General features: G+C 36.4%; 26 protein-coding genes. 24 read left to right on the plus strand and 2 right to left on the minus strand.

All coding sequences use genetic code 11. The annotated features are described in order from the left end of the window. The first annotated feature begins 24 nt into the window (after positions 1 to 24). From D8M06_RS01125 to spoVM, 6 genes are read left to right on the plus strand one after another with little or no spacing between them, the layout of a single operon-like run. On the plus strand, positions 25 to 786 hold the full coding sequence (locus D8M06_RS01125; RefSeq protein ID WP_121202516.1) for a Stp1/IreP family PP2C-type Ser/Thr phosphatase: 762 nt from the start codon (positions 25 to 27) through the stop codon (positions 784 to 786). Further along, positions 783 to 2,864 (plus strand): Stk1 family PASTA domain-containing Ser/Thr kinase, encoded by a 2,082-nt coding sequence (gene pknB / locus D8M06_RS01130; RefSeq protein WP_121202517.1) that lies wholly within the window; start codon positions 783 to 785, stop codon positions 2,862 to 2,864. Before D8M06_RS01125 ends, pknB begins: the two co-directional genes overlap by 4 nt. After that, entirely contained in the window at positions 2,865 to 3,746 is an 882-nt protein-coding gene (gene rsgA, locus D8M06_RS01135; RefSeq protein ID WP_121202518.1) for a ribosome small subunit-dependent GTPase A, read from the plus strand. Positions 3,747 to 3,748: 2 nt separating this feature from the next. Continuing rightward, positions 3,749 to 4,405 carry a ribulose-phosphate 3-epimerase gene (rpe, locus tag D8M06_RS01140; protein ID WP_121202519.1) on the plus strand — a complete coding sequence of 219 codons (657 nt, stop codon included), beginning with the start codon at positions 3,749 to 3,751 and terminating at the stop codon, positions 4,403 to 4,405. A 6-nt stretch (positions 4,406 to 4,411) separates the two neighbouring features. Beyond that, entirely contained in the window at positions 4,412 to 5,065 is a 654-nt protein-coding gene (locus D8M06_RS01145) for a thiamine diphosphokinase (protein ID WP_121202520.1), read from the plus strand. 28 nt (positions 5,066 to 5,093) lie between these two features. Then, positions 5,094 to 5,177 carry a stage V sporulation protein SpoVM gene (spoVM, locus tag D8M06_RS01150; protein WP_121202521.1) on the plus strand — a complete coding sequence of 28 codons (84 nt, stop codon included), beginning with the start codon at positions 5,094 to 5,096 and terminating at the stop codon, positions 5,175 to 5,177. A gap of 665 nt (positions 5,178 to 5,842) precedes the next feature. Here spoVM and rpmB read toward each other — a convergent pair. Next, positions 5,843 to 6,031, minus strand: a complete 189-nt coding sequence (gene rpmB / locus D8M06_RS01160) for a 50S ribosomal protein L28 (protein ID WP_121202523.1) — start codon at positions 6,029 to 6,031, stop codon at positions 5,843 to 5,845. A 313-nt stretch (positions 6,032 to 6,344) separates the two neighbouring features. Between rpmB and D8M06_RS01165 the strand changes: the two genes are divergently transcribed. The 11 genes from D8M06_RS01165 (at position 6,345) to rnc (ending at position 16,793) form a co-directional block, all read left to right on the plus strand. Further along, complete coding sequence (locus D8M06_RS01165; protein ID WP_121202524.1) at positions 6,345 to 6,707, plus strand: Asp23/Gls24 family envelope stress response protein; 363 nt, start codon at positions 6,345 to 6,347, stop codon at positions 6,705 to 6,707. 31 nt (positions 6,708 to 6,738) lie between these two features. Next, the gene (locus tag D8M06_RS01170; protein ID WP_121202525.1) at positions 6,739 to 8,400 is read left to right on the plus strand and encodes a DAK2 domain-containing protein; all 1,662 of its coding nucleotides are present in this window, start codon (positions 6,739 to 6,741) and stop codon (positions 8,398 to 8,400) included. A 196-nt stretch (positions 8,401 to 8,596) separates the two neighbouring features. Further along, positions 8,597 to 9,259: an L-serine ammonia-lyase, iron-sulfur-dependent subunit beta gene (gene sdaAB, locus D8M06_RS01175; RefSeq protein WP_121202526.1), complete on the plus strand. Its 663-nt coding sequence runs from the start codon at positions 8,597 to 8,599 to the stop codon at positions 9,257 to 9,259. 32 nt (positions 9,260 to 9,291) lie between these two features. Next, entirely contained in the window at positions 9,292 to 10,170 is an 879-nt protein-coding gene (gene sdaAA, locus D8M06_RS01180; protein ID WP_121202527.1) for an L-serine ammonia-lyase, iron-sulfur-dependent, subunit alpha, read from the plus strand. 14 nt (positions 10,171 to 10,184) lie between these two features. Then, the gene (recG, locus tag D8M06_RS01185) at positions 10,185 to 12,218 is read left to right on the plus strand and encodes an ATP-dependent DNA helicase RecG (protein ID WP_121202528.1); all 2,034 of its coding nucleotides are present in this window, start codon (positions 10,185 to 10,187) and stop codon (positions 12,216 to 12,218) included. Between the two features lie 166 nt (positions 12,219 to 12,384). After that, positions 12,385 to 12,975 (plus strand): transcription factor FapR, encoded by a 591-nt coding sequence (gene fapR / locus D8M06_RS01190; protein WP_121202529.1) that lies wholly within the window; start codon positions 12,385 to 12,387, stop codon positions 12,973 to 12,975. Next, entirely contained in the window at positions 12,959 to 13,957 is a 999-nt protein-coding gene (plsX, locus tag D8M06_RS01195) for a phosphate acyltransferase PlsX (RefSeq protein ID WP_121202530.1), read from the plus strand. The genes fapR and plsX overlap by 17 nt, the downstream gene beginning before the upstream one ends. A 4-nt stretch (positions 13,958 to 13,961) precedes the next feature. Next, a complete protein-coding gene (gene fabD / locus D8M06_RS01200; protein ID WP_121202531.1) occupies positions 13,962 to 14,900 on the plus strand; it encodes an ACP S-malonyltransferase in 939 nt (312 codons plus the stop codon). Continuing rightward, positions 14,900 to 15,640, plus strand: coding sequence for a 3-oxoacyl-[acyl-carrier-protein] reductase (gene fabG, locus D8M06_RS01205; RefSeq protein WP_121202532.1), 741 nt, complete (start codon positions 14,900 to 14,902; stop codon positions 15,638 to 15,640). Before fabD ends, fabG begins: the two co-directional genes overlap by 1 nt. Before the next feature lie 172 nt (positions 15,641 to 15,812). Then, positions 15,813 to 16,049, plus strand: a complete 237-nt coding sequence (gene acpP, locus D8M06_RS01210; RefSeq protein ID WP_121202533.1) for an acyl carrier protein — start codon at positions 15,813 to 15,815, stop codon at positions 16,047 to 16,049. A gap of 60 nt (positions 16,050 to 16,109) precedes the next feature. Next, the gene (rnc, locus tag D8M06_RS01215) at positions 16,110 to 16,793 is read left to right on the plus strand and encodes a ribonuclease III (protein ID WP_121202534.1); all 684 of its coding nucleotides are present in this window, start codon (positions 16,110 to 16,112) and stop codon (positions 16,791 to 16,793) included. A 33-nt stretch (positions 16,794 to 16,826) separates the two neighbouring features. Here the strand turns inward: rnc and D8M06_RS01220 are convergent, their stop codons facing one another. Beyond that, positions 16,827 to 17,045, minus strand: coding sequence for a DUF1128 domain-containing protein (locus D8M06_RS01220; RefSeq protein WP_241558785.1), 219 nt, complete (start codon positions 17,043 to 17,045; stop codon positions 16,827 to 16,829). 297 nt (positions 17,046 to 17,342) lie between these two features. Here D8M06_RS01220 and smc point away from each other — a divergent pair, with 297 nt between their 5' ends. The 7 genes from smc (at position 17,343) to D8M06_RS01255 (ending at position 24,874) form a co-directional block, all read left to right on the plus strand. Continuing rightward, positions 17,343 to 20,909: a chromosome segregation protein SMC gene (gene smc, locus D8M06_RS01225; RefSeq protein ID WP_121202536.1), complete on the plus strand. Its 3,567-nt coding sequence runs from the start codon at positions 17,343 to 17,345 to the stop codon at positions 20,907 to 20,909. A gap of 15 nt (positions 20,910 to 20,924) precedes the next feature. Continuing rightward, positions 20,925 to 21,926 carry a signal recognition particle-docking protein FtsY gene (ftsY, locus tag D8M06_RS01230; protein WP_121202537.1) on the plus strand — a complete coding sequence of 334 codons (1,002 nt, stop codon included), beginning with the start codon at positions 20,925 to 20,927 and terminating at the stop codon, positions 21,924 to 21,926. 104 nt (positions 21,927 to 22,030) lie between these two features. Continuing rightward, entirely contained in the window at positions 22,031 to 22,348 is a 318-nt protein-coding gene (locus D8M06_RS01235; RefSeq protein WP_121202538.1) for a putative DNA-binding protein, read from the plus strand. Positions 22,349 to 22,361: 13 nt separating this feature from the next. Beyond that, on the plus strand, positions 22,362 to 23,708 hold the full coding sequence (gene ffh, locus D8M06_RS01240) for a signal recognition particle protein (protein ID WP_121202539.1): 1,347 nt from the start codon (positions 22,362 to 22,364) through the stop codon (positions 23,706 to 23,708). Between the two features lie 141 nt (positions 23,709 to 23,849). Further along, positions 23,850 to 24,116, plus strand: a complete 267-nt coding sequence (rpsP, locus tag D8M06_RS01245; RefSeq protein ID WP_121202540.1) for a 30S ribosomal protein S16 — start codon at positions 23,850 to 23,852, stop codon at positions 24,114 to 24,116. 20 nt (positions 24,117 to 24,136) lie between these two features. Then, entirely contained in the window at positions 24,137 to 24,364 is a 228-nt protein-coding gene (locus D8M06_RS01250) for a KH domain-containing protein (protein WP_121202541.1), read from the plus strand. Between the two features lie 129 nt (positions 24,365 to 24,493). Then, positions 24,494 to 24,874, plus strand: a complete 381-nt coding sequence (locus D8M06_RS01255; RefSeq protein WP_338322939.1) for a YlqD family protein — start codon at positions 24,494 to 24,496, stop codon at positions 24,872 to 24,874. The last annotated feature ends 18 nt before the right edge of the window (positions 24,875 to 24,892 follow it).

The raw sequence follows: 24,892 nt of genomic DNA on the forward strand, positions 1-24,892 counted from the left end.
ATGTAAGATTTGAGGGGGGATAACATGAAAGGAACATTCCTAACTGATAGAGGTAAGGTAAGAAGCCATAATGAAGATGCTGGTGGCATCTATTATAATTCCCATAATCATATGCTTGCTGTAATAGCTGACGGAATGGGCGGCCATCAAGCAGGTGACGTAGCAAGTCAAATGGCTATTTCCTTACTTCAAGAAAAATGGGAAAAAACCAGTGCCTTCGATAAACCTGAAAAAATAGAAGAATGGTTACGGGCAACAATGGATGAAATCAATGAAAAATTATTCCTTCATGCACAAGAAAATAAAGAATGTGAAGGGATGGGCACAACTATTGTTGTAACTATCTATGTGGATGATTTTCTTACAGTTGGCCATATAGGAGATAGTCGTTGTTATTTATTAAACCAGGATGGATTTAAACAAATCACAGAAGATCATTCTCTGGTTAATGCACTTGTACGGTCAGGACAACTCTCGAAAGAAGATGCCGTCCATCACCCAAGAAAAAATGTAGTATTGAGAGCACTAGGTTCCGAAGCTGAAGTGGACACAGACATAAAGACTATTACTGTAGAAGAAGGAGATATCTTACTTCTTTGTTCAGATGGACTCACAGATAAGTTATTAGATGAAGAGTTATTAGAAATAATCAAACAGAATGAGGACTTAGAGAAAGCAAGTAAAGAATTGGTACAGTTGGCAAATAATAGAGGTGGAGAAGATAATATTTCTTTAATATTATTATCGAAAAATGGAGGATTTTGGAAAGAAGGTGATTCGGAGTGAGGAAAGGTCACCTGTTAAATGAACGCTATAAAATAAAAACCAAAATTGGTAGTGGTGGAATGGCAGACGTTTTCTTGGCTAGGGACGTTATTCTAGAACGCGATGTTGCTGTCAAGGCGTTGAGAATGGAATATGCCAATGATCAAGAGTTTATTGCTCGGTTTGACCGAGAGGCACAATCTGCAACAAGCCTCTCTCACCCTAATATTGTAAGTATTTATGACGTTGGGGAAGAAGACCATTTACTATATATGGTTATGGAATACATAGATGGCATGACATTAAAAGAATACATACAGAGTTATGGTCCGCTAGGGGTCCAGGAATCTTTGGACATTATAAAACAAATTACGTCTGCAATTGCCCATGCCCATGCCAACGAACTTGTTCATCGCGATATAAAGCCACAAAATATTTTAATAAATAACTTTGGTCAAGTTAAAGTAACAGATTTTGGCATTGCCATTGCTCTAAGTGCTACTGCTTTAACACAAACAAATTCTATATTAGGTTCTGTACATTATTTGTCTCCTGAGCAAGCAAGAGGTGGGATGGCTACCAAAAAATCAGATATTTATTCTTTAGGTATTGTTCTTTTTGAAATGTTGACGGGTAGATTACCATTTTCGGGGCAGTCACCAGTGTCTATAGCATTAAAACATTTACAGAGTGAAACCCCTTCTGTCAGGCGGTTTAATCAGGATATACCACAGAGTGTTGAGAATATTGTTTTAAAAGCAACTGCTAAGGATCCATTTCATCGTTATGAAACCATTTATGATTTGGAAGATGCCATTGAGACTGCTTTGCATCCGGATAAAATAAATGAGGCTCCTTATACTCCACCTATAGAAGTTGGAGAAGAGACAAAAGCGATTCCGATTATTACCGATAATCAAATGAACAACGACTATAATCAAGAAACGTTGGTACACCATACCAACGGAGTAACGAAAAATTATCCAGAAGATAATCTGGAAGATGGTCAACCAAGCACTAATACAAATGAAGGCAAAAAGAAAAAAAACAAGAAAGTTAAAAAGCAGAAAAAAACGAAGAAAAGAAAATGGCCCATTATTGTGTCTGTTATTTTGCTCCTTTTGGTTGCGGGTATAGTAGCATTATTTGCTATTCCAGGAATATTACAGCCTAAAGAGGTTACAATTCCTTCTGAAATCATTGAAATGGAAGCTGATGAGGCAGCAGATCTATTAGAGGACTTAAAATTAGTCGTTGAAGAAGAAGAAATTCCTTCAGAGGAAATTGAGGAAGGCTTCGTTGTAAGGACAGAACCAAGAGCTGGAAGAACGGTAAAAGAAGAATCGACCGTAACTTTGTATGTGAGCTCAGGAAAGGAAAAAATAGAGTTTGGTGACTATGAAGGCCAGGACTACAGTCAGGTTAAACATAAACTCGAGATAGAAGGATTTACAGATTTTTATCCTAGAGAAGAGTATTCGGATGAAAGTGAAGGTGAAATTATTACTCAGATTTCTCCTAGCCCTGGCAGTTTAGTGGTACCTAGTGAAACTAGAGTAAGTTTCGTTGTTAGTAAGGGTCCTGAACCAATTGAACTTAACAACTTGGCAAATATGTTAGAGGAAGATGCTAAATCCTATTTAGAAGAGAATAATCTACAAATGAATAAAGAAACCAAGCATTCTGATTCTGTAGCAGAGGGACGGGTGATTAGTCATAGTCCTGCAACTGGAACTAAACTACAAACGGGTGACACAGTAAATGTGATTATTTCCAGAGGACCAGAAGAATTGCCACCAATGAATAAAACCATAACAGTTCCTATTCCTTATGATCCACCCGAACAAGAAGTTTCGGATGGGGAAAATGGGGAGCAACAGGAAAATCAGGAACCAATCGAACAGGTTGTTCAAGTATATATTGATGATATGAATCATGATTTTTCTGTTCCGGCTGAAGATTATGGGAAGACTATAACGAGCGATGATGAAGTATCGTTTACATTAACAATTGCACCGGACAGTAGTGCAAGGTATAGAGTAACTCGTGATGGGGAAACCATTGAAGAAGAAACTATTGAGTATAAGGAAGGTGAATAAATGGCAGAAGGCAGAATTATAAAAGCATTAAGTGGGTTTTACTATGTCGAGTCGGAAAATAAAATTTACCAGTGCCGCGGAAGAGGAGTTTTTCGTAATCAAAAGATTACTCCTCTTGTCGGGGATTTTGTTGAATTCGATATTAAAGATACAAATGAAGGATATATTATGGAAATTGAGCCGAGAGAAAATGAACTAGTTCGACCGCCGATTGCTAATATCAATCAAGCAATCATCGTCAGTTCTGCCATTTCACCTGATTTCAGCACCAAATTGCTTGACCGATTCCTAGTATTAATCGAATCAAAAAATATAGAACCCATTATCTTTATCACCAAGATGGATGCAATATCTGAAGACAAGAAAGCAGAAATGGGTAATTATAAAAAGATTTATCAAAACATTGGTTATCAGGTTGAGCTTCTTTCGACAAAGGATTCAAAGTATTTTCCAGACTTAATCTCCTATTTTAAAGATAATGTCACTGTTATTGCAGGGCAGTCTGGTGTAGGAAAATCTTCACTCATTAACGCTCTTCAACCGACTCTTCTCTTAGAAACTGCAGAAATCTCAGAAAGCTTGGGAAGAGGAAAACATACAACTAGACATGTAGAACTACTTAAAGTTCATGGTGGGTTAGTTGCGGATACCCCTGGTTTTAGTGCATTGGATTTTACAGAAATTCAAGCAGAAGATTTAACTGGATATTTTCCGGAAATGCGAGAGCGACGTGAGGATTGTAAATTTAGAGGCTGTCTACATCATAAGGAGCCGAAGTGTGCCATTAAAGAAGCGTTAAGTAATGGCGAATTAGAGAAATTTCGATATAATCACTATATAAGTTTCTTAGAAGAAATACAATCCAGAAAGCCGAGGTATTAGATATGACAAAAATTGCACCCTCCATATTATCAGCTGATTTTTCAAAGCTTGGAGAAGAAATTAAAGATGTAGAAAAAGGGGGAGCGGATTACATCCACGTAGACGTAATGGATGGCCATTTTGTTCCTAATATTACCATAGGGCCATTAATCGTAGAGGCGATTAAACCTGTTACAAAACTTCCTCTAGATGTACATCTAATGATTGAAGACCCTGATAAATATATACCAGTATTTGCTGAAAGCGGTGCTTCAATTATTACGGTACATCAGGAAACTACGAAACACTTACACAGGACCATTCAACTTATTAAATTAAACGGTGTAAAGGCAGGAGTTGTCATCAATCCAGCAACACCTGCCGACGTGTTATTGCCTATATTACCTGATATAGATATGGTACTAATTATGACCGTGAATCCAGGTTTTGGAGGTCAGTCATTTATCAAAAGTACTTTATCTAAGATAGAGAGAGTAGCTAAATGGCGAGAAGACTTTAATTTAGACTTTGAAATCGAAGTCGATGGTGGAGTTAATGTTGATACGGCAAAATTATGTACGGATGCAGGTGCGGACGTATTAGTTGCTGGTAGTGCTGTATTTAATGCGGAAAATAGACGAGAGGCTATTCAAAACATTCTCCATGCGACGAAAAGGTAATAATGCATGAAGTGCGCAATTATTGGGAACGGTCCTTATGAGCAGCTGCTTGATTTACGTAAGCTGGATGTAGACATAGATATATGGATTGGTGCCGATCGTGGAGCGCTATATCTAGCTGAGAGTAATATTCCTATTGACTATGCTGTTGGTGATTTCGATTCCATTAATGAAGTGGAAAAGAATAAAATAAAAGAAAATACGAAGGTCTTTGAAGAACATCCCCCAGAAAAAGATGAAACGGATTTAGAGCTTGCCATACAAAAGGCATATGAATCTGAAGTGTCAACTATTTACTTATTAGGTGTAACAGGCGGTAGACTGGACCATGAACTTGCTAATATTCAACTTCTTTATTTAATTAGAAAAAGAGGGATTAATGCGATATTAATGGATTCAATGAACCAGATGGAATTGACATTTCCTGGTGAGCATAGGGTTCTAAAGGATGAAAGCTATCCGTATATTTCTTTTATACCTTTTTCAGAGAAAGTAGAAGGTATCACATTAACTAATTTTTACTATCCTCTTACTGATAAGACAATCTCTTGGGGCTCTACTCAATGTATTTCTAATAAGCTTATTTCAAATTATGGTACTTTTTTTTATAGGAAAGGCATATTATTAGTTGTAAAGAGTCGCAGTGTAATTCCTGGATAATCGGAATTACTTAAAGAGGAGGGCACTTATGAAATTTTATACTATTAAACTCCCGAAATTTATAGGTGGATTCGTAAAGATTGTGATTGGTGTTTTTAAAAAGGATAAGTAATAACATTGTGCTCTTGTCTGAGGAAAATGGCAAGAGTGCTTTTTTGTTTGTGCCGTAATATGTATAGACTATTGATTACTTTAATTAAGAATACTGCTATATGTCCGCTACGGAAATAAACTACGCTTTCCGCGGGGAGTTGGTAAGCCTCCTCCGTGCTGACGCACTCAGCAGTCTCACCGATGCTCTTCTTCCCGCAGGACAAGGAACGCTTCGGCAGGGTTACATCGCACGCAGAAAAAAGTGGTTTTCTTTTTTCAAGGAGTCTCCGTGTATTTCCTCCGCTAAGTTCCTGCTCTACTTGATTTTAACTAGAAAAATTGGTTTTCAGGAGGAACAACAACCCCAAACGTGACATAGCTTATAAATATCTATAGCAAGTAATATAGCGGGGTGGCAGATTACGAAGACTCCGCGTTATGGTTTTTCCGCGAGGAGGCTGAGGCCGTGCCCGCGGAAAGCGAAGTATTCTGCCGGAGCGAATCCAAGCACAAAACTTTCATCAGTGTAAGCGAGAGCAAACTATTCTTAATTAAATAGATCAGGGGTTTCTAACAACTTCTAAAACAAACTGTAATTATACAAAGAACCTTTTAAATGATAACAACAAAAAAACACTCTTCAATTAGAGTGTTTCTTTGTCCAATAACTAATGTTAACGTATATTAAACGCGTTCTACTTTTCCTGATTTAAGTGCACGTGCAGATACATAAACTTTTTTAGGTTTTCCATCTACCATAATACGTACTTTTTGTACATTAGCTTTCCATTTACGCTTATTGGAATTCATAGCGTGAGAACGTTGGTTACCACTGTTTGTTTTACGTCCAGTTACAACACATTTTCTAGCCATGTTATTCCCTCCTAACTCTAACAAATGTCATTATTACTTATACAATTTATCACAAGTAGGGGAAGAATGCAATCGAATCTTTCATTAATATGCCAAAATAGGATAAAATATAACGTAAGATTAACCATAGTAATGATAAAGCATAAATACTTGACAGATTTATACAAATCGTCCATTGTTATAAGGGGATTTATTGCAGATTTATATTTCACGTAGTGCAAGTTGTTGCCAATTTGCTTCTAATTCTTTTAAAAATGTTTAGCCTATAGTATAATTTGCTTATATTAATAGTAGGTGTTCAAGGAGGATTATAATGTCCATTGAGTTAAATACAAATGATGGTCAAGTTACCATTACGAATGATGTAATAGCTACCATAGCTGGGGGTACTGCAGTAGAATGTTATGGTATCGTCGGTATGGCTTCAAAAAGTCAAATTAGAGATGGTATTGCTGAAATTTTAAGAAAAGAAAATTACTCAAAAGGTATTATTGTACGACAAGAAGAAGAAAAATTACATATAGATATGTATATTATCGTAAGCTATGGTACAAAGATTTCCGAAGTAGCAAGTAATGTACAATCTCAAGTGAAATACGCATTGAATCAATCACTTGGTTTAGCTATTGACTCTGTTAATATATATATTCAAGGAGTTCGAGTAGCGAGGGATTAGTTTCTTTTACGTAATTTGAGGAGGAAGTATTGTGACGGTTGAAAAGATTAACGGCGTTGTATTAACACAAATGATTTTAACTGGTGCACACCATTTAACCAATAACGCCAAAAAAATAGATGCTTTAAATGTCTTTCCGGTTCCTGATGGTGATACAGGGACTAATATGAATTTATCCATGACTTCAGGAGCTGGTGAAGTAAAAAAAATAAATAGTGACCATGCTTCGGATGTTGCAAATGCATTTTCAAAAGGTTTGCTGATGGGAGCTAGAGGAAACTCTGGTGTTATTTTATCCCAAATATTTCGAGGGTTTGCAAAAGGAATGGATAAAAAAGAAAGTTTAACTGCTGAGGACTTTGCTGAAGCAGTACAATCTGGTGTTAATACTGCTTATAAAGCAGTAATGAAGCCAGTGGAAGGAACCATTTTGACGGTTGCAAAAGATGCTGGGAAAGAAGCAGTTAATGCGGCCAAATCGGAAAAAGATATAATTGTTTTAATGGAAAAAATTCTAACAGAAGCAAAAGCTTCATTAAAAAGAACTCCGGATCTATTGCCAGTTCTTAAAGAAGTGGGTGTTGTCGATTCTGGTGGACAAGGCCTAGTAACTATTTATGAAGGTTTCTTAGCTGCATTAAAAGGGGAAGAGCTTCCTGAAGATACTTCCGATATTGATATGGAAGACATGGTCAATGCAGAACATCATAAAGTTACGCAAGACTTTATGGATACTTCTGAAATTGTCTATGGTTATTGTACAGAGTTTATGGTCAAATTTGAAGAGGATAAACTTGCTAATAATCCTTTTAATGAACAAGAGTTTCGTAATGAATTAAGTGAATTAGGCGATTCTCTATTAGTTGTATCTGATGAAGATATTGTGAAGGTACACGTGCATTCAGAAACACCTGGGACTTGTTTGACTCTAGGTCAGCGTTTCGGGAGTTTGATAAATATGAAGATTGAAAATATGCGTGAGCAACACACGGCAATTGTAGGCGATAAACCAACCAAAGCAACTCCAAAAGAAAAGAAAGATTATGCGATTGTTACAGTGGCCATGGGTAAAGGGATTAAAGGTTTGCTTGAAAGCCTTGGTGCATCGGTTGTAATTGAAGGTGGTCAAACGATGAATCCAAGTACCCAAGATATTGCAGATGCTATTAAGCAAGCAAATGCGCATAATGTTATTGTCTTACCAAACAATAAAAACATTCGTATGGCCGCAGATCAAGCTGCAGAAATTGCAGAGGATAATGTAGCGGTTGTCCCAACAACAACTATTCCCCAAGGGATAAGCGCTATGCTAGCATTCCATCCTGATGCGGATTTATCTTCTAATCAACAAGCAATGGATGAAGCTAGAAAACACGTTAAAACTGGTCAGGTAACTTATGCAGTTCGAGATACACAAATCGAAGGAATAACTATAGAAAAAGGGAATTACATGGGTATTGTAGATGGAAATATTAAAGCTACACATGCTGATCAAAAAGAAGCAGTCAAATTATTACTACAAGAAATGATCACCGAAGATGATGAGATCTTAACCATCTTATATGGAGAAGATGCTGATTCAGAAGAAGTTGAAGAACTTGTAAGTTTTGTTGAAGAGAACTATGAAGATGTAGAAATTGAAGTTCATAGTGGAAATCAGCCAATATATTCCTATATATTTTCAGTTGAATAAGCCTTGTATTTCCAATGAAAAATTCGTCCTTCTAAAAAGAAAGACGAATTTTTTATTTTACGGAGGAAATGTGCATATAGTTAAACAAGGATTAATTAACCAAATCTATAAATGCTTATTACAATACTTTTTGATATAATTTACAATAACTAGCCTTTATAATCAAAAGGCTAGTAAGAAAAGAGGTGTTTTAATCATGAAATATAATTCTGTTTTTGATATTATTGGTCCGGTAATGATAGGGCCATCAAGTTCACATACAGCTGGAGCTGCAAGAATAGGATTAGCTGCTCGCACTCTTTTTGGAAAACAGCCAAAATGGGCAAAAATTCATCTTTACGAGTCATTTGCAAAAACCTATAAAGGCCATGGAACTGACTTTGCATTAGCTGGAGGATTATTAGGTTTTGCTACGGATGACTCAAGAATGAACAATGCTTTAAACTTAGCGAATGAAAAAGGATTACAAATAGAGTTTATTGAGGATAGCGCCTCAAGTAATCATCCAAATACTGCACGGCTCATTGTTGGTGATGACAATGAAAAACTAGAATTAGTAGGAATTTCTATTGGTGGCGGAAAGGTTGAAATAACAGAATTAAATGGTTTTGACCTGCGATTATCTGGAAATCATCCTGCTATTTTAATCATGCATAATGATAGATTTGGGGCAATTGCCTCTGTGACTAAAATCTTAGCAAAATATCAAATTAATATTGGACATATGGAAGTAAATCGAAAAGATGTGGGAAAAGAAGCACTCATGGTTATTGAAGTAGATCAAAATATCGATGATACCATTTTAAGAGAATTGCAGGAAGCTGACCATATTAATCGAATTACGAAGATTGTGAGTTAACCACTAAAAAGGTTAATAAGGAGGAGACTAATATGTTATTTCGAACAGTTTCTGAGCTAGTAGAGATTGCTGAAAAGGATGGTATTTCGATTTCTGAAGTGATGATACGACAGGAAATAGATGTAAAAGAAAAAACTAGAAAAGAACTATATGATGAAATGGAAAAAAACTTGCAGGTTATGGAAAGTGCTATTAGTGATTCTTTAAAAGGAGTGCAGTCCGTTACAGGTTTAACTGGAGGTGATGCGGTTTTAATTCAGAACTATATGGAACAGAAAACTCCTTTGTCCGGTAATTTGTTATTGGATGCAGTTAGTAAAGCCATGGGTACAAACGAAGTAAATGCGGCAATGGGTACTATTTGTGCTACTCCGACTGCTGGAAGTGCTGGTTGTGTTCCAGGTACGCTTTTTGCTGTGAAAAATCAGTTAAACCCTACTCGTGAGCAAATGATACGCTACTTGTTTACGGCTGGAGCATTTGGATTAGTAGTTGCTAACAATGCTTTTATATCTGGAGCCGCTGGAGGATGCCAAGCAGAAGTAGGATCAGCTGGAGCTATGGCAGCAGCGGCTATTGTTGAAATGGCCGGTGGAACGCCACAACAATCTGCTGAAGCATTTGCTATTACGTTGAAAAATATGCTTGGTTTAGTCTGTGACCCAGTTGCGGGACTCGTTGAAGTACCTTGTGTAAAAAGAAATGCGTTAGGTTCATCACAAGCAATTGTATCGGCGGACCTTGCATTAGCGGGGGTTACTAGTAGAATTCCGTGTGATGAGGTTATTGGAGCGATGTATCGTATAGGAAAACAAATGCCATCTGCTCTTCGTGAAACAGGTGAAGGTGGGCTGGCCGATACACCTACAGGCCGACTATTGAAAGAGAAAATATTTGGAATGTCCGTATAGAAAGAGTGATTACAGTGCTTCAGAAACCGGTAAATAATTTAACAGGCGTAGGAGAAAAATACGAAGAAGATCTTGCATTGCTTAATATATATACAATAGAGGATTTATTAAATTATTTTCCTTATCGTTATGATGTTTTTGAAATTAAACCCCTCGCTGAATTAATCCATGATGACAAAGTAACCATTGAGGGTAGGGTGATCTATGAGCCCTCCCTCCAATTTTATGGGAAGAGAAAATCAAGACTCACTTTTACAGTAGAGGTAGAAGGTGTTGCGGTGAAAGCAGTTATGTTCAATCGAGCATTTGCAAAAAAACAAATTCACAAGGATTCAACAATTACTTTAACAGGAAAATGGGATGCACACCGTCTGCAAATTACTGTAAGCAACTATAAGATAGGTCCGGCAGAAGCCCAAACAAAAATTCAACCTATGTACTCGTTAAAGGGAAATATAAATAATATCAAGTTAACGAAAACAATACAGCAAGCTATAGACAAGTATTTAGGAGCAGTGGTTGAAATTTTACCAGAAAGGTATTTAAAATCCTATAAAATCCCCAACCGACAGACAGCGATTAAAACGATGCATTTCCCACCTAATCGCATCGCTCTAAAACACGCAAGAAGAAGGTTTATATTTGAAGAATTTTTGCTGTTTCAATTGAAAATGCAATTACTGCGAAAATTGAAACGTGAAGCTACTCAAGGAAACACACAGCAATACGATTCGATGAAACTGCAGGAATTTATTCAGAGTTTTCCTTTTACATTAACAAATGCTCAAAAAAAATCTTTAAATGAGATTCTAGTAGATATGAAATCTCCTTATCGAATGAATCGATTATTACAAGGTGATGTTGGGTCTGGAAAAACAGCTGTTGCTGCTATTGGTTTATTTGCTTCGATAACCGCAGGAAAACAAGGAGCACTGATGGTGCCAACAGAGATTCTAGCAGAGCAGCATTATGAGTCCTTACAGGAATTATTTTCTGACAGAGCTAATATCGCCCTTTTAACTGGTTCAGTAAAAGGGAAGAAACGGAGGGAAATAGTAGAGGGAGTTGAAAACCATACGATTGATATTGTGGTTGGTACCCATGCACTGATTCAGGATGATGTTTATTTTGCTGATTTAGGATTTGTAATTGTTGATGAACAGCACCGCTTTGGTGTTGAACAAAGACGCACGCTTAAAGATAAAGGTCTTCACCCCGATGTCTTATTTATGACAGCAACTCCTATTCCTAGGACGCTAGCTATAACAGCCTTTGGAGATATGGATGTTTCTGTAATTGATGAGATGCCTAAAGGAAGAAAAGAGATTGAGACATATTGGGCTAAGGAAAATATGTTGGAGAGAATATTGGGTATGATTGAGAACCATGTTGCTGCTGGTGAACAAGCGTATGTTATTTGTCCCTTGATTGAGGAATCGGATAAATTAGATATACAGGATGCTGTTGATTTACATCAAAAATTAGTCGATATTTTCCCATCCGAAGTAAGAGTAGGATTAATGCATGGCAGACTTAAATCAGATGAAAAAGAACTGGTAATGAAACAATTCGCAGATAATGAAATTCAAGTCCTTGTGTCTACTACCGTTGTAGAAGTTGGAGTTAATGTTCCCAATGCAACGATCATGGTCATTTATGATGCAGAGCGATTCGGGCTTTCTCAATTACATCAATTACGCGGAAGAGTTGGTCGAGGCAGTAAACAAAGCTACTGTATATTAATTGCTGACCCGAAAGGTGATGTTGGGAAGGAAAGAATGCGAATAATGACAGAAACCACAAATGGTTTCGAATTGTCGGAGCAAGATTTAAAACTGCGAGGCCCAGGTGATTTTTTTGGCAAAAAGCAAAGTGGGGTTCCAGAATTCAAAGTTGCTGATATGGTTCACGATTATAGAGCTCTCGAAACTGCAAGAGCGGACGCTCAGGAAATTATTGAGAAGAATTTATTAGACAATGACGAAGAATTTTTCCAGTTAAAGCAATTACTATTGTCTGACTCAGCATTTTCCTCAACATTAGATTAATATCATTACTTGCATAAAACAGCATGGTATTATATATTACTATTAGTACCAAGTCATAACTATTAATTTGGAATTTGAATGATGTTTGTACATGCTAGGTTGTCCTAAACTTTGGGGCACTGTACGCATAGAAAATTGAGAAAAGCTACGGATGGTGCGTGATAACATGAAACGATCTAAGACAGAACGACAAAGATTATTAAAAGAAAAAATAGAAGAAACTCCATTTATAACGGATGAACAGCTAGCGGATTTTTTCTCTGTTAGTATCCAAACTATTCGACTTGATCGTATGGAGCTTTCTATACCAGAATTAAGAGAACGTATTAAATATGTTGCCACCAACCATTGGAATGAAACAGTAAAAGCATTGCCATTGGAAGAGGTAATAGGTGAAGTAATTGATCTTGAGTTGGACAAGCGTGCCATTTCCATTCTAGACATACATTCTGATTTAGTTTTTTCAAGAAATAAAATTGCCCGTGGTCATCATTTGTTCGCACAGGCTAATTCTTTGGCTGTTGCAGTGATCAATGATGAACTAGCTTTAACTGCTAAAGCAGACATTAAATTTACCCGTCAGGTAAAAGAAGGAGAGCGGGTTATTGCTAAAGCAAATGTGGAAGGTAATGAAAAAGGTTTAACTATTGTAAAAGTTAATAGTTTCGTAGGAAGCGAAAAAGTATTTGCGGGTACTTTTCATATGTATCGTTCCAACGAAGAAAAAGGAGAAGACAATCATGAAATTAGCAATTGATGCGATGGGAGGGGACCACGCGCCTACAGAAATTGTCATGGGTGCTGTGGAAGCTGTCTCTGAAATAAATGATTTACATATAACGTTAGTAGGTGACGAGAAACAAATTACCCCATTGCTTAAGTCGTCCAAAAATATAGATGTAATTCATACAGAAGATGTTATTACAGGGGAGGATGAACCTGTTCGTGCTGTGCGACGTAAAAAAAACGCCTCTCTTGTTCTGACTGCTAAAGAGGTGAAAGAGGGGCGCGTTGATGCTTGTATTTCGGCAGGTAATACTGGGGCATTAATGAGTGCAGGATTATTTGTAGTTGGAAGAATACCTGGTATCGATAGACCTGCTTTAAGTCCAACTTTGCCTACTATTGATGGAAAAGGGTTCTTACTATTAGATGTAGGAGCAAATGTAGACGCCAAACCACAACATCTTCTGCAATACGCCATTATGGGCTCGATTTATACGGAGAATGTTCGTTCCATCCATAATCCAACGGTTGGTTTATTAAACGTTGGAACGGAAGATGGCAAAGGCAGTGAGCTAACAAAAAAAGCTTTTAAATTACTGAAAGATGCTCCGATTAACTTCGTTGGAAATGTGGAAGCTCGTGATTTGTTAGATGGTGTTGCTGATGTTGTTGTTACGGATGGTTTTAGTGGAAATATTGCTCTCAAAACTATTGAAGGTACAGCTGGTGCACTATTTAGTATCTTAAAAGAGACGATGATGTCCTCCATGAAGACAAAATTTGGTGCAATTTTATTAAAAAATGACTTAAAAGGATTAAAGGGCAAACTTGATTATTCTGAGTATGGTGGAGCAGGGCTATTTGGGTTGGCTGCACCTGTAATCAAAGCACACGGATCATCGAATCGCCGGGCTATTGTTAGTGCGATTAAACAGGCTAAATATATGGTAGATCATGATGTGACCAATACGATTAAGACGACGGTTGAAAGTATGGAATTAGAGAAGGAGTGAGTGTATGAAACGCGTAGCATTTATGTTTCCAGGTCAGGGTTCACAGGACATAGGAATGGGGAAAGAATTTTATGATTCTTTTCCAGAAGTTAAAGAGCTTTTTGAACGCGGGAATGAATTACTGGATGTGGATATTACTAAAGTAATGTTTGAAGGTCCAAAAGAAACACTGACTGAGACAGAGAATGCCCAGCCTGCATTGTTGCTGTCTAGTATCGCCATCCACCAGTTATTGATTAACAATGGTGTTGAACCAGCAATGACAGTTGGTCATAGTTTAGGGGAGTATAGTGCACTTGTCGCATCTGAGGCTATTAAAATAGAAAATGCACTGCCATTAGTTGCAACAAGAGGAAGACTGATGGAAGAGGCATTTCCAAAAGGTCAAGGTACGATGGCAGCTGTACTAGGGCTAAAGGCAGACGACATAAAGAGTACGATAGAATCAATCACCGACGAAATAGTTGATATTGCTAATTTGAATTGTCCCGGTCAAGTAGTTATTTCTGGAACAAGAGAAGGGATAAACCAAGCAAAAGATTTATTAAAGGAAAATGGTGCAAAACGTGTACTTCCACTTAATGTTAGTGGTCCATTTCATTCCCGATTGATGAAGGCAGCGAATGAAGAGTTTTCTAGATATTTGAATCAAATAGAAATTAAGGATGCCAAAACACCTGTTTTTGCAAATGTATCAGCTAATCGTGTAACGCATAAAGAAGAAATTAAGGATCTTCTAATTAAACAATTGTATTCACCTGTTAGATTTGAAGAATCTGTTCGAAACATGATAGATGAAGGTGTAGATGCATTTGTAGAAGTTGGTAATGGAAAAGTTCTTACTGGTTTACTTAAAAAAATTAATAGACGTATACCATCTTTTGCGGTGCAAGATATCGAATCCATGAATAAATTCATCGCATGGTATAGGGAGGAAAATTAATGTTACAAGGGAAAAATGCTTTAGTGACTGGAGCATCACGTGGAATTGGAAGAGCAATAGCAATTGAGCTAGCCAGTAAAGGTGCCAATGTGGTTGTGAATTATGCAGGTAGTGAAGCAAAGGCGCAAACAGTAGTTGAAGAAATCAAAGCTTTGGGTGTGAAAACATTTAAGATACAAGCTAATGTTGCGAACGAATCTGAAGTGAAAGCGATGGTTAAAGAAGTCACTTCAGAATTTGGCAGTCTGGATATACTAGTAAATAATGCAGGTATTACTCGTGATAATTTAATCATGCGAATGAAAGAGGATGAATTTGACCAAGTTATTAACACGAACCTTAAAGGAGTATTTACTTGTACCAAAGCGGTATCAAGACAAATGATGAAGCAAAGGGCCGGACGAATTATAAATATTGCTTCTATTGTGGGCGTTGCCGGAAATCCAGGCCAAGCAAACTATGTAGCAGCTAAAGCAGGGGTTATTGGCTTAACGAAAACTACAGCAAAAGAATTTGCATCACGAAATATCTTAGTGAACGCTGTAGCACCTGGTTTTATTTCAACAGATATGACAGAAGAACTGTCAGAAGAACAAAAAAAAGCTATGCTCGAAATGATACCATTAGCAAAATTGGGACAACCTGAAGATGTAGCAAGAGTAGTCCGTTTCCTTGCATCTGAAGACGCAAATTATATCACTGGACAAACTATTCACATCGATGGTGGCATGGTGATGTAATGATGAATTTATACTAATATCATGCAGTCTTTCATGTCGTAAATGTATCAATCATTTTTAGAAAAAGTCTTCTAACTAAAAACGCAAATAGAAATGTATAGTATTCTTATTAAGTTTTTACTAGTACTTTTCCAAAAAATTTACTATACTACTTGAAGGGAGGTGATGAAGGATGGCAGATGTATTCGACCGTGTAAAAGCTATTATTGTAGATCGTTTAGATGTAGAAGAAGAAAAAATTACACTTGAAGCCTCTTTTAAAGATGACCTTGAAGCAGATTCTCTAGATGTGGTTGAGCTTGTTATGGAGCTTGAAGATGAATTTGATATGGAAATCGCCGATGAGGAAGCTGAAAAAATTAATACAGTAGGGGATGCTGTTAATTACATAAACAGTAAACAATCCTAAAAATAGAGAAAGTCTCGCGTTAGCGAGACTTTCCGTATCTTTAATAGAGAGGTGACAGGTATGGACGTAGAACAACTGGAGCAACAATTAAACCTTTCATTTAATAATCATGAATTAATTAAACAGGCTTTTACCCATTCATCTTATGTGAATGAGCATCGGAAGGAAGTTTTTTCAGATAATGAGCGCTTGGAATTTTTAGGAGATGCTGTCCTTGAATTAGGTGTTTCCCAGTATTTATTCCGTAAAAATAAGAAAATGCCAGAAGGAGAAATGACAAAACTTCGAGCAGCAATTGTTTGCGAACCTTCTTTAATGAATTTTGCCCAAGATTTACACTTTGGTAAATATTTATTGCTCGGAAAAGGGGAAGAACAAACAGGTGGTAGAGAGCGTCCTGCTATTTTAGCAGATGTTTTTGAAGCATTTCTCGGTGCGCTATACCTTGATCAAGGATTTGAACAGGCTCTTCAATTTCTGGAAGAACATGTATTCCCTAAAATAAAATCTGGTACTTTTTCGCATGCGATGGATTATAAAAGTCAGTTGCAGGAATATATTCAGCAGTATAAGAATGGCAGTATAGAATATAAAATTGTTGATGAAAAAGGTCCTTCTCACAACAAAGAATTTATAGCAAATGTACGTATTAACGATGAAATTACCGGCGAAGGAATTGGCAGAACCAAAAAAGAAGCGGAGCAACGTGCGGCTAAAAAAGCATTAGATAAATTTCACGCATGAAAAAGCGGCTGTCCATGGAACAGCCGCTTTTCTTTATTTTTTTCTAATTGTAGCTAGTTCTTCGACGAAAGCTTGTGTTTCAGAAGTGCTAAGTCGACCTTTTTGTACAACGATGTCATACATCATTTTGAGATCATCATATTTAGCTAAATCGTAATCTTCTGCGTCTAATAATCCACGGTTAACAACGTTAAGCCGATCACCTAACTCGTCAAGTAACTTTTTCAGGTTCTCCTGTGTTGCAGTTTCCATCATGCTTCCCCTCCTTTTCGGTACATTTCCAATATCTATCTGTTATGTATCAGATTCGTTGGTAATTAAAAATTTCAGCTATGTTTACATTCGACGAAATTGAAATTTTTAAATGTACCTAGTATATAAAATGTTTCGAAGGCTATTACCAAAAAGGTGGTATTAAGCCTAAGTTTACTAATGTACTTCTTTTGTTTATAAGTTTATGATAAAATAAATGCGGTAAAAAGCCAAATGATTTTTTATTTAAATGGCTCTTTTTATTGCAGAGCCTTTATATGTATTAGGAGAATGTCTATGTATTTAAAACGGTTAGAAAGTATGGGCTTTAAATCATTTGCTGAACGCATTAGTGTTGATTTTGTTCCCGGAGTTACGGCTGTAGTTGGTCCGAATGGGAGTGGAAAGAGTAATATTACGGATGCTATTCGTTGGGTACTAGGTGAACAATCAGCTAAATCTTTGCGTGGGTCCAAAATGGAGGATATTATCTTCCAGGGGAGTGATACAAGAAAACCGTTGAATGTTGCCGAAGTAACACTCGTATTGGATAATGAAAATCAGTCATTGCCTTTGGATTACGATGAGGTTAGTGTAACTAGACGAGTGTATCGTTCTGGAGATAGCGAATTTTATATAAACAAACAATCTTGTCGCTTGAAAGATATTATAGATTTATTTATGGACTCTGGTTTAGGGAGAGAAGCTTTTTCTATTATCAGTCAGGGAAAAGTAGAGGAAATCTTAAGTTCTAAGGCTGAAGAGAGACGTTCAATTTTTGAAGAAGCAGCAGGTGTCCTCAAATATAAACAGCGAAAGAAAAAAGCTGAATATAAATTAGCAGAAACACAAGAAAATTTAAACCGTGTGGAAGATATTATCCATGAAATTGAACAGCAAATGCTTCCACTTCAGGAACAAGCGGAAACAGCTAAGAAGTATATGGAACTAAAGGAAGAGCTTAAAGACGAAGAAATTTCCTTGTTAGTTGCCGAAATAGAGAAGTTACATACTGAATGGAAAGCAATGCTTGAGACGATAAATAATAGTAGGTCTAAAGAAACGCAAATGAAAGCATCTATTCAGAGAAAAGAAGCAACTTTAGAAAATCATCGTGCAAAATTGGATGAATTGGATAAACAATTAGAAAAGCTTCAGGAACAGCTATTGAATACAACAGAAAAATTAGAGAAATACGAAGGAAAGAAACAACTTTTAAGTGAACGAACTAAGCATTTTGATAATAATAAACAGAAGCTTGAGAAGCAAAAAAGTACAACTGCTGAAAATATTGGAAGACTTCATGACGAACTTGTGGGGGAACAGAAAAAGCTATCTGAAATAAGGAAAGTTAGACAGGAAACAAAACAAAAGGTGAAGCAATTAGCAGAGAAACTTTCCTGGAGCGAAGAATCGATATCTGATCAAATTGAAGAATTGAAATCAGATTATATCGAGTACTTAAACAAGCAAGCAGCTTTGCGAAACGAAAGGCAATCGATTCAGCAGCAAAAGCAGCAGATTTTAGGGAAAAAGGATAGACAAGCATCGAAGTTTCAAGATTTATTACACTTACGGGAAGACCTTACTAATAAGAAAGAACAAATAGAAATGGAACTTGAAACACAAGAGACACGTTATAAGGAAAAACAATCCATAATTAAGGATTTAAAGAAGGCGCTTGAGAATGATAGGAATGCTTTTCAAGACTCACAAACCAAGCTATATAAAGGTTATCAATATATTGAAAAATTGAAGTCAAAAAAGGAAATGCTTGAGGAAATGAAAGAAGACTTTCAAGGCTTTTTCCAGGGAGTAAAGGCTGTATTAAAAGCTAGGGAACAAAATAATCTTGATCATATATATGGTGCAGTTATTGAATTAGTTGATGTTCCTAAAGAGTACATTACGGCGATTGAAACCGTTTTGGGGGGACAGGCCCAGCATATTGTTGTAGAAAATGATTTAGCAGCAAGAAAAGCGATTCAATGGCTCAAAAAAACCAATAATGGTCGTGCAACCTTTTTACCACTACAGTCCATTCAGGAGCGCTTCATATCTAAAGACTTGCTGCACCGAATCGAAAATCACCCCGGATTTATAGGTGTCGCAGCAAATTTGGTTCAAACAAGAGTAACGTATCAAAAAGCAGTTAACCATTTAATGGGTCATGTTATTATTGCAAAAAACCTAAAAGATGCGAATGAAATAGCTCAAGTTGTACATCGTAGGTTTCGTGTCGTCACACTTGATGGGGATGTGGTGAATCCTGGTGGGTCCATGTCAGGTGGAGCACAGAAAAAAACGAACCAATCTTTATTCTCAAGAGAAAAAGACATTCAAGAATTAACGGCCAAAGTTAATAATTATCAAGAGAGAATTATTAACTTTGAACAAAATGTGCAAAAACAAAAACGACATATTGCTGAAACAGAAGAACGACTACGGTCAGAAGAAGAGACTTTGTCATTGGAACAGCAAACTCTACAAAATTTACAATCAGAAAGTAAGGAAATCGAATTAAAACTAGATTCTTTAAATGAAAATTTATATATATATGATCAGGATCAAAAACAATTTACTGAAGACAGTGACTCATTGCAATCCCGAGATAAGCAACTAACAGCTAAATTAGAAAATATTAAGCAAAAGTTGGAAGAAGTTCAGAAGGAAATTAACTTGTTGACAAACCAAGAAGCGGAGTTTAAAGAAAATCAAGAGATGCTTCAAAATCAACTACATCAATATCAAGTCTCATTAGCTGAGCAAGAAGAACGAGTCAAGAGCCAGAAAGAAAAAGTAAGAGTAGTTGAAGTACAAATGAATGACCTGGAAAATCAATATGATTCCTATGAGAAAGAATTAAATACTTTGTTAGAAATGGATTATATAGAGGAATCTGAAGAAGAGATAGAACACACCTTGAATTCTAATAAAGCTAAAAAGACAGAAATTACTAATCTTATACAAGAGAAACGTTACGAGCGTGAACGCATAACAAAAAACATACAAAGTATCGATAGGGAATTAAAGGAAGAGTCCAGAAAACATCAAGTATTTTTACAAACCATTCAGCAAGAAGAAGTTCAGGCAAATCGACTGGATGTTGATTTGGAAAATCGATTAAGTCATTTACAAACAGAATATACCATCACTTATGAACGAGCTTCTGAAACCTATCAGAAATCTGCGGATATTAACCAATCAAAAGAAATTGTCCATCAACTGAAAAATCGTATTGATCGTCTTGGGACAGTTAATCTTGGAGCAATTGATGAGTATGATAGAATTTCAGAACGGTTCGAATTTCTCTCTGAGCAAAGAGATGATTTGGTTGAAGCGAAAACAACTCTTTTCAAAGTTATTTCTGAAATGGATGATGAAATGATTAAACGCTTTGATTCTACTTTTCATAAAATTAAAGAGGAGTTTGAAGATGTCTTTAAACAGTTATTTGGTGGTGGACATGCAGAACTGAAATTAACAGACCCTAAACATTTGCTGGACACAGGTATCGATATTATTGCCCAGCCTCCTGGAAAGAAACTTCAAAATTTAGGATTACTTTCAGGTGGTGAACGTGCTTTAACGGCAATTGCACTTCTGTTTGCTATATTAAGGGTGCGTCCTGTGCCGTTTTGTATTTTAGATGAAGTGGAAGCAGCACTTGATGAAGCCAATGTTGTCCGTTTCGCTAAATATATAAAATTATATAGCGGAAACACACAGTTTATTGTAATTACGCATCGTAAAGGTACAATGGAAGAAGCAGATGTACTTTATGGGGTGACAATGCAGGAATCAGGTGTATCTCGGTTGGTATCAGTAAGATTGGAAGATACAAAGGACTTAGTAAATTCCTAAGGAGGTAGAGTTAGTATGGGATTTATGGACAAATTAAAAAATAAATTTACCCAAAATAAAGAGACAGAAGAAGTTAGTGAAAAGTATAAAGCAGGGATGAAAAAAAGTCGTAATACTTTTTCTGGAAAAATTAATGATTTAATCGCAAGGTATCGTAAGGTTGATGAGGATTTCTTTGAGGAACTTGAAGAGGTTCTTATATCAGCAGACGTAGGTGTTATGACTGTGATGGATCTGATAGATGAGTTAAAAATGGAAGTCAAACGCCAAAATATTAAAGATACTAAAGAAGTTAAGAATGTTATTTCTGAAAAACTAGTGGAAATTTATTATGGTGACGATGATGAGGAAATCGAAGCAATAAATATGAAAGAAAATGAGTTATCTGTCATATTGGTTGTTGGTGTTAATGGTGTAGGTAAAACAACTTCCATTGGTAAATTAGCTCATCAATTAAAGAAACAAGGAAAAAATGTAGTTTTAGCTGCAGGAGATACATTCCGTGCCGGTGCTATTGAGCAGCTTGAAGTATGGGGGGAAAGAGCTGGCGTTGATGTGATAAAACACAGTGCTGGAAGTGACCCTGCTGCGGTTATTTTTGATGGGATTAAAGCAGCTAAGTCCAGAGAAGCAGATGTGTTAATTTGTGATACTGCAGGTAGACTACAAAATAAAGTAAATCTCATGAATGAACTTTCCAAAGTGAAACGGGTTATTGAGCGTGAGATACCTGATGCTCCTCATGAAGTATTGTTAGTACTAGATGCTACAACTGGACAAAATGCACTTAGCCAAGCGAAAACTTTCTCAGAAGCTACAGATGTAACTGGTATTGTGCTTACAAAATTGGATGGCACTGCAAAAGGTGGAATTGTTCTAGCCATTCGCCATGAATTAAATGTTCCTGTTAAGTATGTGGGTCTAGGAGAAAAAATAGATGATCTACAACAATTTGATGCACATGCATTTGTATATGGATTATTTGCTGATATGCTAGATGAAACGGAAGACGAATAAGCAACATACAACTATCCAAATAGAATGTGAGCACACTTTGACAGACAAGCAGTTTCAGGTATGATATAATGTAAAGGCGATTCACTTAACAAAGGGGTGATGTCTTGATAGAGAAAACAACCCGTATGAATTATTTATTTGACTTTTACCAAGCATTATTGACATCTAAGCAACGCAATTATATGGAATTGTATTATTTAGAAGATTATTCGCTAGGTGAGATTTCCGAGTTGTATCAAGTATCTCGTCAGGCAGTATATGACAATATTAAACGAACCGAAAACATGCTTGAATCGTATGAAGATAAGCTGCGGTTATATGATAAATATCTAAAACAAGCTTCTATTATCAAACAATTGGAAATGGAGATTACTGACAAAAACTTATTATCTTTGATACAACAACTAAAAGAAATAGATTAGGGGGACACCTTCTATGGCATTTGAAGGATTGGCCGACCGCCTGCAAAGTACGATAAAAAAAATCACAGGCAAAGGAAAAGTATCAGAACAAGATGTTAAAGAAATGACCCGTGAAGTAAGGCTTGCGCTGTTAGAGGCGGATGTAAATTTTAAGGTCGTTAAAGATTTAATCAAACGTATAAAAGAACGAGCAATCGGACAGGAAGTAATGGAAAGTTTAACACCTGGGCAACAAGTCATTAAGGTAGTGAAAGAAGAACTAACTGCTTTAATGGGTGGTGAGCAAAGTAAAATAGCTGTTGCAGACCGCCCGCCAACTGTAATTATGATGGTTGGTTTGCAAGGTGCTGGTAAGACAACTACTACAGGTAAACTTGCAAATTTACTTCGAAAAAAACATAATCGAAATCCTCTTTTAGTTGCCTGTGATGTATATCGTCCAGCAGCGATTAAGCAGTTAGAAACATTAGGGGAACAATTAGATATGCCGGTGTTTTCTATGGGAACTGATGTGAACCCTGTGGAAATAGCCTCAAAAGCAATTGAAAAAGCGAAAGAGGATCATAATGACTATGTTATTATCGATACGGCAGGACGTTTGCATGTAGATTCAGAGTTAATGGACGAACTGGATCAAATCAAAACCAATTTAAAACCAGATGAGATTTTCTTGGTTGTTGATGCTATGACAGGTCAAGATGCTGTTAATGTGGCTGAAAGTTTTAATGAACAACTAGACATATCAGGTGTTGTGTTAACCAAGCTTGATGGAGATACTCGTGGTGGTGCTGCACTGTCTATAAAAGCAGTAACCAATAAACCAATTAAATTTGCAGGTATGGGTGAGAAACTTGATCAGCTAGAAGCCTTCCACCCAGAACGAATGGCGTCTAGAATTCTTGGAATGGGGGATGTGCTTTCCCTTATAGAAAAAGCACAAGCTAACGTAGATGAAAAGCAAGCAAAAGAACTGGAAGAAAAAATGCGAACAATGTCCTTCACTTTTGACGACTTTTTAGAACAAATGGGTCAAGTGAAAAATATGGGACCATTAGATGAATTAATCAATATGATTCCTGGAGCCAACAAAATGAAAGGCTTAAAGAATGCACAACTTGATGAAAAACAACTGGTACATGTTGAAGCAATCATACAGTCGATGACCAAGAAAGAGAGACAGGAACCAGGCATTATAAATGCAAGTCGTAAAAAGCGTATTGCGAAAGGGTCTGGAACTTCTGTATCCCAAGTCAATCGATTATTAAAGCAATTTACAGATATGAAAAAAATGATGAAGCAAATGTCAAATATGCAAAAAGGCAAAAAAGGCAAAGGTGGCATGAATTTTCCATTTATGTAGATTGGAATCGGCTGTTTTATGATGCTTTTTTTATCGCATAGAAGGCTTTTATTGTTATGTAATGTAAAAACACTTTACAGACATGAAAATATCTGTTAGAATCAATTCTTGTGAAAAACATTTTATGGAGGTGCAATAATAATGGCAGTAAAAATTCGTATGAAACGTATGGGTTCAAAAAGAAATCCATTTTACCGTATCGTAGTAGCTGACTCACGTTCTCCTCGTGATGGACGTAATATTGAACAGATTGGAACTTACAACCCTGTTGTTAGTCCAGTTGAAGTTAAAATAGATGAGGAAAAAGCACTTGATTGGATGAAAAAAGGCGCGAAACCAAGTGATACTGTTCGCAACCTATTCTCAAAACAAGGCATCATGAAAAAATTCCACGAATCAAAAAACTAATAGTAAAGTAGTGTGATATCATGAAAGCCCTGATTGAATCAATTGTGACACCACTTGTTGATCACCCGGAAGATATTGTTGTAACGAGGTCAGAAGAAGATACTAAAGTTGTGTATCATCTCACTGTTAATCAAGATGATGTTGGCAAGGTGATTGGTAAGAATGGTCGTATAGCAAAATCGATTCGTACAGTTGTTTATGCAGCTAAAACAGATGGGGAAAAACGCATTTACTTGGATATTATGTAGTAAAAGGGGAAGGAACCATTTGGTTTTCTTTCCCTTTTCTAATATAATAGAGCAATCAAATCATCTTATTATAATGATTATTATGGATTATAAACATTTCGGTGAGAGTGGGGAGAAGTTATGAAAATAATGAAGAAAGTCCTTATTAAACAAATCGTAACCGAAAATAGTAAAGCGAAACTAAGAGATAACTTTTACGATCAGAAAATGCGACTTGAACAAGAGTGTCAACAATTGTTATTTGAAAAAAGAAAGTTACAAAATAAGTCAGGAGTATCTAGACAAGATATTTCTCGCCGTTTTCAAAAAGAACTGAATAAACGTCAGGAAAAAATAAAATTAATTGATTTTAAGACAGAGCAATTGGATATGCTTGAACTAGGCAGTGAAATTGTTGAAAAAGAGGTTGAAGCTCTTGTTGAAGTAACAGAAGGTACGCATTGGGATGATATTATGAAAGAGCAATCTATTGTTATTAAAGATGGAATTGTTGTTCGAATCGATAAATAGAGAAAAAGCAGGTGATTA

Source organism: Oceanobacillus halophilus, from assembly GCF_003628505.1.
Lineage (GTDB): Bacteria > Bacillota > Bacilli > Bacillales > Amphibacillaceae > Oceanobacillus > Oceanobacillus halophilus.

What these genes read in the sequence shown, in the direction of transcription:
- plsX (WP_121202530.1), top strand. Translation starts at nt 12,959, where the DNA reads ATGAAATTAGCAATTGATGCGATGGGAGGGGACCACGCGCCTACAGAA.
- fabD (WP_121202531.1), top strand. Translation starts at nt 13,962, where the DNA reads ATGAAACGCGTAGCATTTATGTTTCCAGGTCAGGGTTCACAGGACATA.
- D8M06_RS01220 (WP_241558785.1), bottom strand. Translation starts at nt 17,045, where the DNA reads ATGGAAACTGCAACACAGGAGAACCTGAAAAAGTTACTTGACGAGTTA.
- fapR (WP_121202529.1), top strand. Translation starts at nt 12,385, where the DNA reads ATGAAACGATCTAAGACAGAACGACAAAGATTATTAAAAGAAAAAATA.
- D8M06_RS01255 (WP_338322939.1), top strand. Translation starts at nt 24,494, where the DNA reads ATGAAGAAAGTCCTTATTAAACAAATCGTAACCGAAAATAGTAAAGCG.
- rnc (WP_121202534.1), top strand. Translation starts at nt 16,110, where the DNA reads ATGGACGTAGAACAACTGGAGCAACAATTAAACCTTTCATTTAATAAT.
- smc (WP_121202536.1), top strand. Translation starts at nt 17,343, where the DNA reads ATGTATTTAAAACGGTTAGAAAGTATGGGCTTTAAATCATTTGCTGAA.
- ftsY (WP_121202537.1), top strand. Translation starts at nt 20,925, where the DNA reads ATGGGATTTATGGACAAATTAAAAAATAAATTTACCCAAAATAAAGAG.
- sdaAB (WP_121202526.1), top strand. Translation starts at nt 8,597, where the DNA reads ATGAAATATAATTCTGTTTTTGATATTATTGGTCCGGTAATGATAGGG.
- rpe (WP_121202519.1), top strand. Translation starts at nt 3,749, where the DNA reads ATGACAAAAATTGCACCCTCCATATTATCAGCTGATTTTTCAAAGCTT.
- acpP (WP_121202533.1), top strand. Translation starts at nt 15,813, where the DNA reads ATGGCAGATGTATTCGACCGTGTAAAAGCTATTATTGTAGATCGTTTA.
- rsgA (WP_121202518.1), top strand. Translation starts at nt 2,865, where the DNA reads ATGGCAGAAGGCAGAATTATAAAAGCATTAAGTGGGTTTTACTATGTC.
- ffh (WP_121202539.1), top strand. Translation starts at nt 22,362, where the DNA reads ATGGCATTTGAAGGATTGGCCGACCGCCTGCAAAGTACGATAAAAAAA.
- rpmB (WP_121202523.1), bottom strand. Translation starts at nt 6,031, where the DNA reads ATGGCTAGAAAATGTGTTGTAACTGGACGTAAAACAAACAGTGGTAAC.
- D8M06_RS01125 (WP_121202516.1), top strand. Translation starts at nt 25, where the DNA reads ATGAAAGGAACATTCCTAACTGATAGAGGTAAGGTAAGAAGCCATAAT.
- fabG (WP_121202532.1), top strand. Translation starts at nt 14,900, where the DNA reads ATGTTACAAGGGAAAAATGCTTTAGTGACTGGAGCATCACGTGGAATT.
- D8M06_RS01165 (WP_121202524.1), top strand. Translation starts at nt 6,345, where the DNA reads ATGTCCATTGAGTTAAATACAAATGATGGTCAAGTTACCATTACGAAT.
- spoVM (WP_121202521.1), top strand. Translation starts at nt 5,094, where the DNA reads ATGAAATTTTATACTATTAAACTCCCGAAATTTATAGGTGGATTCGTA.
- D8M06_RS01250 (WP_121202541.1), top strand. Translation starts at nt 24,137, where the DNA reads ATGAAAGCCCTGATTGAATCAATTGTGACACCACTTGTTGATCACCCG.
- D8M06_RS01145 (WP_121202520.1), top strand. Translation starts at nt 4,412, where the DNA reads ATGAAGTGCGCAATTATTGGGAACGGTCCTTATGAGCAGCTGCTTGAT.
- sdaAA (WP_121202527.1), top strand. Translation starts at nt 9,292, where the DNA reads ATGTTATTTCGAACAGTTTCTGAGCTAGTAGAGATTGCTGAAAAGGAT.
- rpsP (WP_121202540.1), top strand. Translation starts at nt 23,850, where the DNA reads ATGGCAGTAAAAATTCGTATGAAACGTATGGGTTCAAAAAGAAATCCA.